At 70.9% G+C, this 14,901-nt stretch carries 16 protein-coding genes; 6 read left to right on the forward strand and 10 right to left on the reverse strand.

The window, feature by feature from the left end:
• Positions 1–49: 49 nt before the first annotated feature.
• Positions 50–244 (forward strand): DUF3046 domain-containing protein, encoded by a 195-nt coding sequence (locus OG245_RS28610; RefSeq protein ID WP_003965827.1) that lies wholly within the window; start codon positions 50–52, stop codon positions 242–244.
• 229 nt (positions 245–473) lie between these two features.
• Positions 474–1,640, forward strand: coding sequence for an AI-2E family transporter (locus OG245_RS28615; RefSeq protein WP_371628014.1), 1,167 nt, complete (start codon positions 474–476; stop codon positions 1,638–1,640).
• Here OG245_RS28615 and OG245_RS28620 read toward each other — a convergent pair.
• A complete protein-coding gene (locus OG245_RS28620) occupies positions 1,631–2,515 on the reverse strand; it encodes an SDR family oxidoreductase (protein WP_371628015.1) in 885 nt (294 codons plus the stop codon). The genes OG245_RS28615 and OG245_RS28620 overlap by 10 nt on opposite strands.
• Before the next feature lie 342 nt (positions 2,516–2,857).
• On the opposite strand from OG245_RS28620, the gene recA reads away from it, so the two are divergent.
• Positions 2,858–3,994: a recombinase RecA gene (recA, locus tag OG245_RS28625; protein WP_371626266.1), complete on the forward strand. Its 1,137-nt coding sequence runs from the start codon at positions 2,858–2,860 to the stop codon at positions 3,992–3,994.
• Between the two features lie 3 nt (positions 3,995–3,997).
• The gene (recX, locus tag OG245_RS28630; RefSeq protein ID WP_371626267.1) at positions 3,998–4,726 is read left to right on the forward strand and encodes a recombination regulator RecX; all 729 of its coding nucleotides are present in this window, start codon (positions 3,998–4,000) and stop codon (positions 4,724–4,726) included.
• A 109-nt stretch (positions 4,727–4,835) separates the two neighbouring features.
• Here recX and OG245_RS28635 read toward each other — a convergent pair whose 3' ends face one another.
• The 9 genes from OG245_RS28635 to OG245_RS28675 form a co-directional block, all read right to left on the reverse strand.
• Positions 4,836–5,483 (reverse strand): hypothetical protein, encoded by a 648-nt coding sequence (locus tag OG245_RS28635; protein WP_371626268.1) that lies wholly within the window; start codon positions 5,481–5,483, stop codon positions 4,836–4,838.
• Positions 5,484–5,729: 246 nt separating this feature from the next.
• Positions 5,730–6,164 (reverse strand): rhodanese-like domain-containing protein, encoded by a 435-nt coding sequence (locus OG245_RS28640; RefSeq protein ID WP_371626269.1) that lies wholly within the window; start codon positions 6,162–6,164, stop codon positions 5,730–5,732.
• Positions 6,161–6,760 (reverse strand): cysteine dioxygenase, encoded by a 600-nt coding sequence (locus OG245_RS28645; protein WP_371628016.1) that lies wholly within the window; start codon positions 6,758–6,760, stop codon positions 6,161–6,163. The genes OG245_RS28640 and OG245_RS28645 overlap by 4 nt, the downstream gene beginning before the upstream one ends.
• A gap of 98 nt (positions 6,761–6,858) precedes the next feature.
• A complete protein-coding gene (locus OG245_RS28650; RefSeq protein WP_371626270.1) occupies positions 6,859–7,071 on the reverse strand; it encodes a putative leader peptide in 213 nt (70 codons plus the stop codon).
• Positions 7,007–8,710 (reverse strand): FAD-dependent monooxygenase, encoded by a 1,704-nt coding sequence (locus tag OG245_RS28655; RefSeq protein WP_371626271.1) that lies wholly within the window; start codon positions 8,708–8,710, stop codon positions 7,007–7,009. Before OG245_RS28655 ends, OG245_RS28650 begins: the two co-directional genes overlap by 65 nt.
• A gap of 177 nt (positions 8,711–8,887) precedes the next feature.
• A complete protein-coding gene (locus tag OG245_RS28660) occupies positions 8,888–9,829 on the reverse strand; it encodes an amino acid ABC transporter permease (protein WP_371626272.1) in 942 nt (313 codons plus the stop codon).
• Positions 9,826–10,473, reverse strand: coding sequence for an amino acid ABC transporter permease (locus tag OG245_RS28665; protein ID WP_097870537.1), 648 nt, complete (start codon positions 10,471–10,473; stop codon positions 9,826–9,828). Before OG245_RS28665 ends, OG245_RS28660 begins: the two co-directional genes overlap by 4 nt.
• Positions 10,474–10,664: 191 nt before the next feature.
• Positions 10,665–11,588: a glutamate ABC transporter substrate-binding protein gene (locus OG245_RS28670; RefSeq protein WP_371626273.1), complete on the reverse strand. Its 924-nt coding sequence runs from the start codon at positions 11,586–11,588 to the stop codon at positions 10,665–10,667.
• 32 nt (positions 11,589–11,620) lie between these two features.
• Positions 11,621–12,406, reverse strand: coding sequence for an amino acid ABC transporter ATP-binding protein (locus OG245_RS28675; RefSeq protein ID WP_026291196.1), 786 nt, complete (start codon positions 12,404–12,406; stop codon positions 11,621–11,623).
• A gap of 385 nt (positions 12,407–12,791) precedes the next feature.
• Here OG245_RS28675 and OG245_RS28680 point away from each other — a divergent pair, with 385 nt between their 5' ends.
• Both OG245_RS28680 and OG245_RS28685 read left to right on the forward strand, forming a co-directional pair.
• Complete coding sequence (locus OG245_RS28680; RefSeq protein ID WP_371626274.1) at positions 12,792–13,484, forward strand: response regulator transcription factor; 693 nt, start codon at positions 12,792–12,794, stop codon at positions 13,482–13,484.
• Between the two features lie 19 nt (positions 13,485–13,503).
• The gene (locus OG245_RS28685; RefSeq protein ID WP_371626275.1) at positions 13,504–14,898 is read left to right on the forward strand and encodes a sensor histidine kinase; all 1,395 of its coding nucleotides are present in this window, start codon (positions 13,504–13,506) and stop codon (positions 14,896–14,898) included.
• The last annotated feature ends 3 nt before the right edge of the window (positions 14,899–14,901 follow it).

Consider the following 14,901-nt stretch of genomic DNA (forward strand, 5'->3'; position numbering starts at 1 on the left):
CAGGTGCCCGGCGGACCGGCTGCACTCTCAGGAGCGGGATACTGGTGGCATGCGGTTGACGATTTTCTGGGAGCGGATGGCCGACCACTTCGGTGCGGCGTACGCGGACTCCTTCGCCCGTGACCATGTGATGGCCGAACTCGGCGGCCGCACGGTGCACCAGGCCCTGGACGCGGGCTGGGACGCCAAGGACGTGTGGCGCGGGGTCTGCACGGCCATGGACGTCCCGGCCGACCGGCGCTGAAGCCCGTGTGCGCTCCGGCGGGTGAGCGCTGAACCCCGTTCCGGGCGGGAGTGGAACCGGGCCGGAACCGGAACGGTCGGCTCAGGGCGGGGAACCGGTGACCGGCGGCATGGGCCAGACTTGTCCCGTGTCATCGACAGACGAGACCGCCCCGCCCCAGCCGTCCGCATCCACGCCCGCCCCGCCGGCCGCACCACCCGCCCCGCCCTCCGGCACCGGAGGGGTCCGCATGCCCGGCTGGCTGCCGCGTGCGATGGTGCTGGCCCTCGCGCTCTACGCCTGCTTCCAGCTCGGCAGCTGGGCGTTCTACCAGCTCATCGGGTTGCTGACGAACGTGCTGATCGCGTTCTTCCTCGCGCTCGCCATCGAGCCCGCGGTCGGCCGGATGGCCGGTCGCGGCATGCGCCGCGGGCTGGCCACGTTCCTCGTCTTCCTCGTCCTGATGATCTTCGGCGTCGGATTCGTGGTGCTGCTGGGGTCGATGCTCGCGGGCCAGATCGTCGACATGGTCGACGAGTTCCCGAAGTACATCGACTCGGTGATCAACTGGGTCAACCAGACCTTCCGCACCGAACTCTCCCGGGTCGAGGTCCAGGACAGCCTGCTGCACTCCGACTGGCTGCAGAAGTACGTCCAGAACAGCGCCACCGGAGTGCTCGACGTCTCCACCACGGTCCTCGGCGGGCTGTTCCGGCTGTTGACGATCTTCCTGTTCTCCTTCTACTTCGCGGCCGACGGTCCCCGGCTCCGCCGCGCCCTGTGCTCCGTCCTGCCGCCGGCCCGGCAGACCGAGGTGCTGCGCGCCTGGGAGATCGCGGTCGACAAGACCGGCGGATACATCTACTCGCGCGGCCTGATGGCGTTGATCTCCGGCGTCGCGCACTACGTCCTGCTGGTGATCCTCGGGGTGCCCTACGCCCCGGCACTCGCCGTCTGGGTCGGGCTCGTCTCGCAGTTCATCCCCACCATCGGCACGTATCTCGCGGGCGCCCTGCCCATGCTGATCGCCTTCACGGTCGACCCCTGGTACGCGTTGTACGTGCTCGGGTTCGTCGTGATCTACCAGCAGTTCGAGAACTACGTGCTCCAGCCCAAGCTGACCGCGAAGACCGTCGACATCCACCCCGCGGTCGCCTTCGGGTCGGTCATCGCCGGCACGGCCCTGCTCGGCGCGGTCGGCGCGCTGGTCGCCATTCCCGCGATCGCCACGCTCCAGGCGTTCCTCGGCGCCTATGTGAAGCGGTACGACGTCACCGACGACCCCCGCGTGCACGGGGGGAGCAGCCGCGCGCCCGGGAGGCGGTTGCCGTCACGGATGCGCCGCCTGGTGAACGGACCCCGGGCCGCCGGACGCGGGGGCGCTGAGGGCGGGCCGGACGGGCCGCCTCAGCGGTAGCCCGTCACATCGGCCGGCAGGCCCGGGTCCTGGACCTCGGCCAGATACCGCCAGGCGTCGGGTCTGCTCCCGTCCACGTCGGTGAAGCCGTACACCTGGGCGAGCTGCCCGCTGGAGAGCGACCTGCCGTTCCAGCGGGCCACCTCGGGATCGCCGGCGAGGGCGGACACGGCGCGGCCGACGTACGCGGGGGACTCGGAGATCGCGAAGTGGGGCGTGTGCGCGACGGCGTCCCGCCAGGTGGTCTCGGTCACCCCGTGGGCCTGGAGCATGGCCTCGGACCGGAGCCAGCCCGGGGTGAGCGCGACAGCCGTCGCGCGGTGCGGTGCGAGCTCGTGGCCGAGGGCGAAGGCCATCCGGTTCACCGCGGCCTTGGCCAGGTCGTAGAAGAACGAGACGCGGTAGTGGGACGCGTTGTACTCGTCCGTCCCGTCGGTCATCTCCACGACCAGGCCACCCGGTGTCTCGATCAGCAGCGGCAGCGCGAAGTGACTGGTGATGGCGTGGGTGTCGACGCCCAGGCGCAGGGTGTGCAGCCCGGTGTCGAGCGACGACTTCCACACCGGCCTGTCCCACTCGATCTCGGCGCCCCAGATGTCGTTCACCAGGATGTGCAGGGAGCCCTGCTCGCTCGCGATGCGGGCCACGAGCGCCCTGACCCGGTCGGGAACCAGATGGTCGACCTGGACGGCGATGCCCCGTCCGCCCGCCGCGTCGACCAGGGCCGCGGTCTCCTCGATCGTTTCGGGCCGGTCCATCTCGGAGCGCTCGGACCCGCTCGTACGGCCGGTCACGTACACGGTCGCCCCGGCGGCGCCGAGCTGCACGGCGATACCCCGCCCGGCCCCGCGGGTGCCTCCGGCGACGAGTGCCACCCGGCCGGACAGATCGGATCCGGGTGCCTGCCCTCCGTGGGGTGCTCCGGGCTCCGTCATCGCTCCCATACCGATCGAATATAGGGCGATACGCTCAGGTGTGCAGGCTCGGTCGTGTGCCGGTGAGGGGGTGCAGGTGTTTGGTCACGGGGTGGCCGCGGGGCCGCGTGGTGCGCTTGACACGGAAATCGAACATCCATTCTGATGGGATTCCGGCCGGGTTTTCCCGGGCCCGGCCGTGGAGTTGTCCACAGGTCGGGAGGACGTCGAGGCCCATTGTCAGTGGCAGGGGTTAGCGTCTGAGACGTGAAGCGATCGACTCAAGCAAATCGGGTGGAACCCATGGCAGGTAACGACCGCGAGAAGGCGCTGGACGCCGCACTCGCACAGATTGAACGGCAATTCGGCAAGGGCGCGGTGATGCGCCTGGGCGAGCGGCCGAACGAGCCCATCGAGGTCATTCCCACGGGATCGACCGCCCTGGACGTCGCCCTCGGCGTCGGCGGTCTGCCGCGCGGCCGTGTGGTGGAGGTGTACGGACCGGAGTCCTCCGGTAAGACGACGCTGACGCTGCACGCGGTGGCGAACGCGCAGAAGCTCGGCGGCTCGGTGGCGTTCATCGACGCCGAGCACGCGCTCGACCCGGAGTACGCGAAGAAGCTCGGCGTCGACATCGACAACCTCATCCTGTCCCAGCCGGACAACGGTGAGCAGGCGCTGGAGATCGTCGACATGCTGGTGCGCTCCGGCGCCCTGGACCTGATCGTCATCGACTCCGTGGCGGCCCTGGTGCCCCGTGCGGAGATCGAGGGCGAGATGGGCGACTCGCACGTGGGGCTCCAGGCGCGTCTGATGAGCCAGGCACTCCGCAAGATCACCAGTGCGCTCAACCAGTCCAAGACCACCGCGATCTTCATCAACCAGCTCCGCGAGAAGATCGGCGTGATGTTCGGTTCCCCGGAGACCACCACCGGTGGCCGGGCGCTGAAGTTCTATGCCTCGGTGCGCCTCGACATCCGCCGGATCGAGACGCTCAAGGACGGCACCGACGCCGTCGGCAACCGCACCCGCGTCAAGGTCGTCAAGAACAAGGTCGCCCCGCCGTTCAAGCAGGCGGAGTTCGACATCCTCTACGGCCAGGGCATCAGCCGCGAGGGCGGTCTGATCGACATGGGCGTGGACCACGGCTTCGTCCGCAAGGCCGGCGCCTGGTACACGTACGAGGGCGATCAGCTCGGCCAGGGCAAGGAGAACGCCCGCAACTTCCTCAAGGACAACCCCGACCTCGCCAACGAGATCGAGAAGAAGATCCTGGAGAAGCTGGGTATCGGTGTCCGCCCGGACGCCGACGCGGGCGAGCCCGCCGCGGACACCGCTGCGACGGCGGCTGGAGCACCGGCGGCCGACGCGGCGGCGAAGCCCGCGACCACCGCGGCTTCCAAGGCCAAGCCGGCCAAGACCGCGGCGGCCAAGAGCTAGGCCGTGACACGTCGTACGGAGTGGCCGGGCAGCCCTGCCGAGCCCGGCGGGGACCCCGAATCCGCCTACGGGCCCGTCGAGCCGGAGGCGGGCGCCGGGACGCGGCCCGGGCGCCGCTCGCGCGGGGGAGCGGGCGCCGGGAGCGGACTGGGCGAAGGGGCGGGCCGCCGTGCCCGCTCCGGCACCAGGAGCGGCGGCTCCCCTTCCTCGTCGAGGGCCGAGAAGGGGGAGCCGCGTGACCCGGTCGAGCAGGCGCGCAACATCTGCCTGCGGCTGCTCACCGGGACGCCGCGAACGCGTAAACAGCTCGCGGACGCCCTGCGCAAGCGGGAGATCCCGGACGAGGCGGCCGAGGAAGTGCTCGCGCGCTTCGAGGACGTCGGGCTGATCGACGACGCGGCGTTCGCCGGGGCGTGGGTGGAGTCCCGGCACCACGGCCGGGGGCTCGCGCGCCGTGCCCTCGTCCGTGAGCTGCGGACGAAGGGCGTGGACTCCGCCGTGATCGACGATGCGGTCGGCCGGCTCGACCCGGATCAGGAGGAGGAGACGGCGCGCGAGCTCGTGGCCCGCAAGCTCCGCTCCACGCGGGGGCTGGACCGGGACAAGCGGCTGCGCCGCCTGGCGGGGATGCTCGCACGCAAGGGGTACGGGGAGGGCATGGCCCTGCGGGTGGTGCGTCAGGCGTTGGAGGAGGAGGGCGAGGACACGGAAGGCCTGGACGAGCCTTTCTGAAGTCGAGGTCCGGAGATATTGGGAAGCCGGAAGCCGGAAGCCGGAAGCCGGAAGCCGGAAGCCGGAAGCCAACGGCCAGCGGCTCACGCCGGCGGTCAGCAGTCCTTGGTCACTGTCCGGCCAGGGACGCGCGACGGATGGTGGCGTCGACGAGGGCCAGGGCGTCCGCGGCCGTGCGGCCGGGATGACGGTTCCAGGGGCCGATCAGTCCGGGCCAGCCCTGGGCGCGCAGCTCCGTGATCAGCCAGGCGCCGGCCCGGTCCACGGTGTCGAGGGAGCCGTAGCCGAGGCGGTGCGCGGAGATCAGGGCGCCGCAGACACAGCGTGCGCCACGGGCGTTCCGCAGCCGGTACGGGGTGTTCTGCCAGCCCCACTCGGCCAGGATCTGCCGTGCGTAGCCGAGATGGGTCGAGGGGCGCAGGTCGCCCTGCCCGACCCGGCGCCAGAGGTGGACGCGGTCGGGCAGTACCGCGCCCAGCCGTCCGGGCAGCGGGCGCTCGTGCGGGGGCGCCACGGGCAGGGTCCGCAGGGCGTCGTCGACGAGCCGGTCCACGGGGACGGACAGCAGGCTCCGCCAGTCGGACTGCCCTGCGGTCGGGGGATCCGCAGGCCGTGCGTACGTCGGCTCCGCCGGTCGGGGCGCGGGCTCGGGGACGGTGTGTTCCCAGCCCCTGACGATCTGCTGCCACGCCTGGGTGTCGTGCAGTCGGGAGGCCTGGCCGTCGAGCTGTTCGGGGGTGAGGACAGCAGTCGCCATAAGTGCGTCATCTCCGTACATTTCGGTCCTCTGTGTGAGGCGAATGTCGGTCACGCACGGCGATTGCTCTAGTGGAACGTGGCGTTCGGGTGTGTGGCATCCGAACGGACTGGCATCCGAACGCACCTGGCATCCGAACGCACCTGACGCCCGGCACCAGAGCTCAGGTGCCAGACGTCAGATCGCGTCGGATCCCGGGAGTCGATCGACCCTGGGTGCCGGATTCCGGGTGTCAGGTCCCGGGTGTCAGGCGGAGGTGACCGGGAGTCCGGCGGCGCGCCACGCCTGGAAGCCGCCGATCAGGTCGGTGGCCCGGTGCAGTCCCAACTGCCGCAGGGAGGCGACCGCGAGGCTGGAAGCGTATCCCTCGTTGCAGATGACGACGATCCGGAGGTCGTGGCCGACCGCTTCGGCGGCGCGGTGGCTCCCTCGGGGGTCGAGCCGCCATTCCAGTTCGTTGCGTTCGACGACCAGCGCGCCCGGGATCAGTCCGTCCCGGTCGCGGAGCGCCGCGTACCGGATGTCCACCAGCAGGGCCCCGGCCTCCGCCGCCGCGGCGGCCTCGGGCGGGCCGATCCGGTCGTAGCCGGCCCTGACCCGCTCCAGAAGCTCGTCGATGCCCACGGGGGGCGGGGCGTCCGGCACGGCCCTGTCCCGCTCGGTGCTTCGCTCCTCGCTCACTGCCAGTCCTCCGGGCGCTCGGTCTGCTCCAGACGGAGCACCGCACCGGTGCGGCTGAACCGGCGGATGCGTGGCAGCGGCGGATAGTAGGCGTGGACCGAGACCGCGTGCGCGACGTCGGACTCGTTGAGGACCTCATGGACGTGGTTCTGCCCGAAGGCCCTGCCCTGACCGGTCGCCAACTCCCTCGACCGGTCCATCCCGTCCGTCAGCTCCAGCGCCTTCCAGCCGTCGGTGGGCAGTCGCACGGCCAACGAGTGCTCCTTGAGGGCGCCGACAGCGGTGGTGAACGCGCCGAACGAGTCGGCGTGATCGTGCCAGCCCGTGCCGGTGCCGGGCGGCCAGCCGATCAGCCACGCCTCGCTGCCGCCCGGTCCGTCGAGCCGGATCCAGGTGCGGCCCTCCGGATCGAGGGGGAGCGAGGCGATGAGCGCCTCGTCCCGAGCGGCGCTGCGGACGAAGTCCATCAGTTCCGCGATCGTCGGCGCGGCGGAGGAGGTTGCGGAACCCCCGGTCACGGGGGCGGAAGGGGAAGGAACGGAGGGGAGGGAAGGAAATGCGGCAGTTGCGGAAGGAACTGCGGCAGCCGTGGGCACGGCGGAGCGAGGGGAAGACACGAGGACCGTCCTGAGAGTTCGCGTGGGGTTCCGGCCGTGCGGAAGGAAAGCGGCACGCACCGGCAGAGGAAGGCGATTCAGCAGGACGGGCGACACACGCAGCCCGCGTAACGGACGAGGTCCATATGGACCCTCCGCCACAGGCGCACATCGGTGTCGGTCATGATCTGGAGTACACCACGCGCGCCCGTGACGGTCAATCGATCACGTGCGACGGCCCATCGATCAATGGCGCCCGGCGGTCCCGTCGGCGTGGACCCGGGCCCCGGGCGGCTGCTCCCGCCCGGCATCCCGTTCGTCCTCGGCGTCACCCGGTTCCCCGGGCTCCCGCGCTTCGCGGGGCGCACCGCCCAGGGCGGCCTGGGCCGCGGTGAACAGCTCCGCGGGCCGTACGCCGCCGAAGGCCGCCACCAGGTGCCCGTCCGGCCTGACCAGCAGAACGGTGTGGGCCGACGCCCCCGGGTAGCTCTCGGTGACCAGCAGTTCCGTGGACCCGGGCAGCGCCGCCACGGCGTCCGTGAGGCGGGGCATGACGCCCGCGGTCTGCCAGTGCCGACGGTCCCAGACACCCGTCCCCGGCGCGACCAGGACCACCAGCGGACGGCCCTGCCCGAGCCGCTCCCGCAGACGCGCCGTCGTTCCGTCCGGCGCCGTCACCGTCACGTCGGTGACCGGCGCACCGGGGGGCGTACCGACGACGGTGTGCGCCTCGGTGTGCGGTGGTGAAAGGGGGGAGTGCGAGTACGAAGGGGGCGCACCCAGGGCTCCGCAGCCCAGATGGCCGTCGGCGAGCAGGGTGTCGTGACCGCGTGCGGCACCCGGGACCAGGGTCCGCAGGCCGCCTCCGCCGCGCAGTATCGGCAGCGACTGGTCGGCGGCGCGCAGCCGTGCGGCCACCGCCGCCCGGCGCTCCGCCTGGTAGCTGTCGAGGAGGTGCTCGGCCGGGCCGTGGTGCCAGGCGTGGGCCAGCTTCCAGGCGAGGTTCTCGGCGTCCCGGATCCCCTCGTCCAGTCCCTGCGTGCCCACGGCGCCCAGCAGGTGCGCCGCGTCCCCCGCCAGGAAGGCACGCTGCTTGCGCCAGCGCCGGGCGAGCCGGTGGTGGAGCGTGTGGACGCCGGTGTCCAGCAGTTCGTACGCCGGGGTCTCGCCGCACCAGCCGGCCAGGGTGTCCCGGATACGGGTGATCAGCGCCTCGGGCGTGACCAGTTCGCCACGCGGCGGCAGCAGCCAGTCCAGCCGCCAGACGCCGTCCGGCAGCGGCCGGGCGGAGACCTCGGCGCCCCCGGTCCGCCAGGGCGGCTGCCGGTGCAGGACGGCCTCGTCGGGCCAGGGCAGCTCGGCCCGGAGCGCGGCGACGGCATGCCGCTCCACCGCCGTACGGCCGGGGAACCGGATGTCCAGCAGCTTGCGCACGGTCGAGCGGGCGCCGTCGCAGCCGACCAGATAACTCCCGCGCCACCAGGTCGAGCCCGGCTCCCTCGTGTGCACCGTGATGCCGTCGGGGTCCTGCTCCAGCGTGTCGATCCGGCTCAGCGGCACCCGTTGGACCAGCGGCGCCTTGTCCACCGCCGCCCGCAGCGCACCGCTCAGCGCGTGCTGCGGAACGTGCAGCGGCGCGGGAAGGAGTCCGGTGAGCGGGGCCTGGTCCTCGTCCCTCCGGCCCCCGCTCAGCGGCACGTTCCGGACCAGTTGCTTGCGGCGCATCGAACGCCACCCGGACCAGCGCAGTCCGACCCGGTCCAGCTCCAGGCAGCCGAGGCGGCCCATCAGATCGGCGGTGTCCTCGCGCAGCACGACCGTGCGGGCGGGACGGGGCTCCTCCGCGCCGGGGCCCTCGTCGAGAACGACCGAGGGGACGCCCTGGGCGGCGAGGGCCAGCGACAGCGTCAGGCCGACGGGCCCGGCGCCGACGACGATCACCGGGTCCACGGCTCGTACCCTCCGACCCGTACGGTCATGCGGAACGTGGCATAGGAAGCCGGGTGCGTGATCACAGAACGTATGCAACCCACTGGTGGTGCTTGCGTCAAGTGACCGAGGCAGCGACGCGTGCGCCGCTGCCTCGAATGCTCCTGCTCGCCAGGGCCGGGAAGGGCCCGGGGACGGTCAGTCCTTCGTCACACCGGTCCCACCGGCACCGTCGGCCGTCGGGCCTGCGCCCCCTGCGCCCCCCGCGTCCGGGCCGGAGACGGCCTCCACCGCGGGGATGCCGGCGGCCGGGGCGCCGGGCGCCACCTTGATGCCGGTCTTGGCGCGGCGGCCGCGCTTCTCGATCCACGTCGCCAGCGCCGAGAGCAGCAGGCACATCGCGATGTAGAGCGTGCCGATGACGACGATCGTCGAGACGTACGGGTACTGGCCGTTCACCTGCGTGTTGGAGGCGATCAGACGCGCGGTCTGGAGCAGCTCCGGGTACAGGATGATGAAGCCGAGCGAGGTGTCCTTGAGGGTCACCACGAGCTGGCCGATGATCGTCGGCAGCATCGACCGGACGGCCTGCGGCATCAGGACGCTGACCATGACCTGCGTCTTGCTCATGCCGAGCGCGTACGCCGCCTCGCTCTGGCCCTTGGGCACCGAGTTGATGCCGGCCCGCAGCACCTCGGCCTGGACGCAGCCGTTGTAGACGGACAGACCCGCGGCCAGCGCCCACATCGAGTAGTCGGTGAGGAAGCCGACCCAGATGGCGTAGATGGTGATCAGCAGCGGCAGCGAGCGGAACAGCTCGATGAAGGTGGTCGCCGCCCAGCGGACCGGCTTGTGGTCGGAGAGCCGGCCCACCACCAGGACCACGCCGAGGACCAGCGAGCCGACCGCGGCGAGACCGAACGCCTTGAGCGTGGCGAGCAGGGCGTCGGCGATGTTCTGCCGGATGCCCGAGTAGTTGAAGATGTCCCACATCGCGGGGGCGAGGTGCCCCTTGTCGGCGAGCCGCACGATGCTGACCGCGATCAGCGCCGCGATGGCGAGGCTGCCGACGACCGCGTAGATCCGGTTGCGGACGACGGCCTTGGGACCCGGGGCGTCGTAGAGAACGCTGGCGCTCATCGGGCGACCTCCATGCGACGCTCCAGCAGCCGGAAGAGGCCGCTGATGGTAAACGTGACGATCAGGTAGCCGATGGCCACCCAGATGAAGACGGGCACGATGTCGTAGCCCCGGTCACTCATCAGCTTCTGCCAGCCGAACAGCTCGGCGACGCTGAAGGCGCCCGCGATCGCGGAGTTCTTCGTCAGCGCGATGAAGATGCTGCTCAGCGGCGGGATCACGGTCCGGGTCGCCTGGGGGAGCACCACGATCTGCAGGGTCTGCGCGAACGTCATGCCGATGGAGCGCGCGGCCTCGGCCTGTCCCAGCGGCACGGTGTTGATGCCCGAGCGGACCGCCTCGCACACGAACGAGGAGGTGTAGAAGCCGAGCGCCAGCGAGCCGAGCACGAACGGGCTCATCCCCGGGAAGAGGATCTCGGGCACGACGAAGAAGAAGATCAGGAAGAGCAGCGTCAGCGGGGTGTTGCGCATCAGCGTCACCCAGGCGGTGCCGAAGTACCGCAGCGGCGGCACCGGCGAGACCCGGAATCCGGCGATGAGCACACCGAGGACCAGGGCGATAACCGAGCTGACGGCGGTGATCGACACGGTTCCTATGAAGCCGTCGCGGAACTCTGGGAAATTGTCGAGCAGTACGTTCATGAGGTCTCCGCGTCGGCGGTCAGCGGCATCAGGGCAGGGGAAGGGGCGACCCGTACGCCCGCCGTCCCCGGGGAAACCGGGGCGGCGGTGGCCTACGGGACGCCTGGGTCACTCGCGGGGCGTCGTGACGGATGACGGGGTCGCCGGCTCCCGGACGGCGGGCCGGAGCCCGCGTCCGGAAGCCGACGGCGTCAGTAGCGCTCGATGGCCGGCGGCTCGACGTAGTCCGAGCCGGACAGACCCAGCGTGGCCTCGTAGATCTTCTTGTACGTGCCGTCCTTGACGCGCTCCTCCAGCGACTTGCTGATGGCCTCGCGGAGCACCTTGTCGTCCTTGTTCAGGCCGACGCCGTAGGGCTCGTCGGTGAACGGGTCGCCGACGACGTGGAGCTTGCCGGAGTTGGCGGCGGCGTAGCCCTTGAGGATCGAGTCGTCCGTGGTGACGGCGTCGACCTGCTTGGTCAGCAGCTGCTGCACGCAGTCGGAGTACTTGGCCAGCTCGACGACGCTCGCGCCGTACTCGGGCTTCTTGATCTCCTGGAGCGGCGTGGAGCCGACGATGGAGCAGACCTTCTTGCCCTTCACCGAGTCCTTGCCGGTGATCGACTTGTCGTCCTTGCGCACCAGGAGGTCCGCGCCGGCCTTGTAGTACGGCCCGGCGAAGCCGACCTGCTTCTTGCGCTCGTCGTTGATCGTGTACGTGCCGACGTAGTAGTCGACCTGGCCCTTGGAGATGGCCGTCTCACGGACGCCGGAGTCGACGGTCTTCCACTCGATCTGCTTGTCGGAGAAGCCGAGGTCGGCCGCGATCATCTTGGCGATCTCGATGTCGAAGCCCGAGCGCTCCTTGGTCGCCTGGTCCTCGAAGCCGAGGTACGGCTGGTCGGCCTTGGCGCCGATGATGAGCTTGCCGCGCTCCTTGGCCTTCTTGAAGACCGGGGAGTCCAGGGCGACGTCCTTGGCCGCGGTGTACGTGGGCAGTGCGGGGGCCTCGGAGGAACCGGGCTTCGTGCCGCCCGGCTTGTCACCGGCGGAGCCCTCCTTGCCGCCGCAGGCGGTCGCGGTCAGGGCGAGGACGGCGATCGCCGCGACGGCGGCGGACTGACGGAGCTTCATGTGAACAATCCTTAGGTCGTGGGTCGTTGTCGTCAGTGGTGAAGGATCTTCGACAGGAAGTCCTTGGCCCGGTCGCTGCGCGGGTTGCTGAAGAACTGGTCGGGGGTCGCCTCTTCGACGATCTTCCCGTCGGCCATGAACACGACGCGGTTGGCGGCGGAACGGGCGAAGCCCATCTCGTGGGTGACGACGATCATCGTCATCCCGTCCCGGGCCAGCTGCTGCATGACCTCCAGGACCTCGTTGATCATCTCCGGGTCGAGCGCCGACGTGGGCTCGTCGAAGAGCATGACCTTCGGGTCCATCGCCAAAGCCCGTGCGATCGCGACGCGTTGCTGCTGGCCACCGGAGAGCTGCGCCGGGTACTTGTCGGCCTGTACGCCGACGCCCACCCGGTCGAGCAGGGTCCTGGCCTTCTCCTCCGCGGCCTTCTTGTCGGCCTTGCGGACCTTGACCTGGCCCAGCATGACGTTCTCCAGCACCGTCTTGTGTGCGAAGAGATTGAACGACTGGAAGACCATGCCCACGTCGGCACGCAGCCTGGCCAGCTCCTTGCCCTCCTGGGGCAGGGGCTTGCCGTCGATCGAGATCGCTCCCGAATCGACCGTCTCCAAGCGGTTGATCGTGCGGCACAGCGTGGACTTGCCGGACCCGGAAGGCCCGATGACGACCACGACCTCGCCACGGGCGATGGTCAGGTCGATGTCCTGGAGCACATGCAGCGCGCCGAAGTGCTTGTTGACGTTGCTCAGTACGACCAGGTCGTTCGCCGCGGGCGCGGCATCCTCGGCGTCCTTGGTCACTGAAACTCCGCTCATCGGCTTCTTGCTCCGTCCTCCTCGGTTGAACAAGGACAGTAATGACGCAGTGCTACCAACGTCATTACATCTGAGCGGAAATTGAGCATAACGATCCGGCGGCAACCGGACACTCCGTGTGAACGGGACGCCACGCGCAGCCCCGGGGTCGTACCGGGTGCGTAACGGAAACCCTGCTGTAACCGGCAGGCTCTTGACTGGTGTGCCCTTCATCGGCGTGGATGCCTTGAGCGAGAACACGTGAAACACCGCAGAACGGGAAGACTCGTCGGGTCTCTCGGGGGATCCCACAGGTGAAGCGCGGGTTAATCTCGGGCGCTGCCCCGTGACGCCGTGCGACGGCGACACGAACGGGACGGCCCCGGCGGACACGGAGAGGAGGGCCATGAGACTGCTGCTCGTCGAGGACGACGACCACGTCGCGGCGGCCCTGTCCGCCGTGCTCGCCCGCCACGGGTTCCAGGTCGTGCACGCCCGCAACGGCGAGGAGGCCCTGCGCGCGCTGCTGCCCGCCGAGAAGGAGCCCTTCGGGGTGATCCTCCTCGACCTCGGCCTGCCCGACCAGGACGGCTACGAGGTGTGCGGGAAGATCCGCAAACGCACCGCGACCCCCGTGATCATGGTCACCGCCCGCGCCGACGTGCGCTCACGCATCCACGGACTCAACCTCGGCGCCGACGACTACGTCACCAAGCCGTACGACACCGGCGAGCTGCTCGCCCGTATCCACGCGGTCGCCCGGCGCACCTCCAGCGGCGAGGACACCGCGCCGACCCCCGTCGCGGCCCTGCGGCTCGGGCCGGTCGCCATCGAGCTGCCGACCCGCCGGGTCAGCGTCAACGGAGCCGAAGTCCAGCTCACGCGCAAGGAGTTCGATCTGCTGGCCCTCCTCGCCCAGCGTCCCGGCGTCGTCTTCCGCCGCGAGCAGATCATCAGCGAGGTCTGGCGCACCAGCTGGGAGGGGACCGGGCGCACCCTGGAGGTCCACGTCGCCTCCCTGCGCTCCAAGCTGCGGCTGCCCGCCCTGATCGAGACCGTGCGGGGCGTCGGCTACCGGCTCGTCGCGCCGTCCGCGTAACCGGCGGGTACGTCTCCCGGTGCGCTCCCGCCTGCTCCCGCTGCTCATCGTCCTGATGGCCGCCGTCCTGCTCACCCTCGGCTTTCCGCTCGCGATCAGCGTCGCCGCCGCCGAACAGCAGCGGCTGGTGATCGACCGGATCGACGACACCGCACGGTTCGCCGCCCTGGCCCAGTCCATCACCGACACCTCCCCGGACAGCGAGGAGCGCCGCCGTACCCTCCAGACCGACCTGGAGGTCTACGCCTCGGTGTACGACATCCGTGCCGGCGTCTTCTTCCGGGACGACCGGGCCCTGGCCAAGGCCCCCGGCTACTGGACCCTGCCCGTCGAGGGGGAGGGGCGCACCGCCTTCAACGAGGCGCTGCTGGGCCGCCGCTCGCACGACCCCCCGCAGGTCTGGCCCTGGCGCGACGGCCGCGTGGTCGTCGCCTCGCCCGTCGTGCGCGACGGCGACGTGGTCGCCGTGGTCGTCCTGGACTCGCCCACCGGCGAGATGCGGTCCCGGATCCTGCGGACGTGGCTGTTCATCGGCCTCGGCGAGGCGCTGGCGCTGCTGGTGGCGGTCGGCGCTGCGGTACGGCTCACCGGCTGGGTCCTGCTGCCCGTACGGACCCTGGACGCGGCCACCCGCGACATCGCCGGCGGCCGTATGCGCTCCCGGGTCGCCGCCTCCGCCGGGCCGCCGGAGCTCAGACATCTGGCCCGTTCCTTCAACGAGATGGCGGACAACGTCGAGGACGTGCTGGAGCAGCAGCGCGCCTTCGTCGCCGACGCCTCGCACCAGCTGCGCAATCCGCTCGCCGCCCTGCTGCTGCGCATCGAGCTCCTCGCCCTGGAGCTGCCGGAGGACAGCGAGGAGATCGCGGCCGTGCGCACCGAGGGCAAGCGGCTGGCCCGGGTACTCGACGACCTCCTGGACCTCGCGCTGGCCGAGCACGTCGAGGCGGACCTCCAGCTGATCGACATCGTCCCGCTCACCGCCGAGCGGATCGCGTCCTGGCGCCCGATGGCGGAGCGGGAGGGCGTGAACCTCACCCTGGGCGGGGCCCCGGCGGCCACCGCCTGGGCCGACCCCGTCGCGCTCTCCAGCGCCCTGGACGCGGTGGTCGACAACGCCCTGAAGTTCACCCCCGCCGGAGAGGACGTCACCGTCACCGTCACCGCCGGAGCCCTCGTGACGACCGTCGTGGTCGCCGACCGGGGCCCCGGCCTCACCGAGGCGGAGCTGGAGCGCGTCGGGGACCGCTTCTGGCGCAGCACCCGCCACCAGAACGTCAGCGGGTCGGGCCTGGGCCTCTCCATCTCCCGGGTGCTGCTCGCGGCGGGCGGCGGCTCGATCGCGTACGAGCACCACGAGCCGCACGGCCTGCGGGTGAGCGTCTCGATCCCCCGCGACCTGCCGGGGAGCTGAAGG

Source organism: Streptomyces sp. NBC_01116, assembly GCF_041435495.1.
GTDB lineage: Bacteria > Actinomycetota > Actinomycetes > Streptomycetales > Streptomycetaceae > Streptomyces.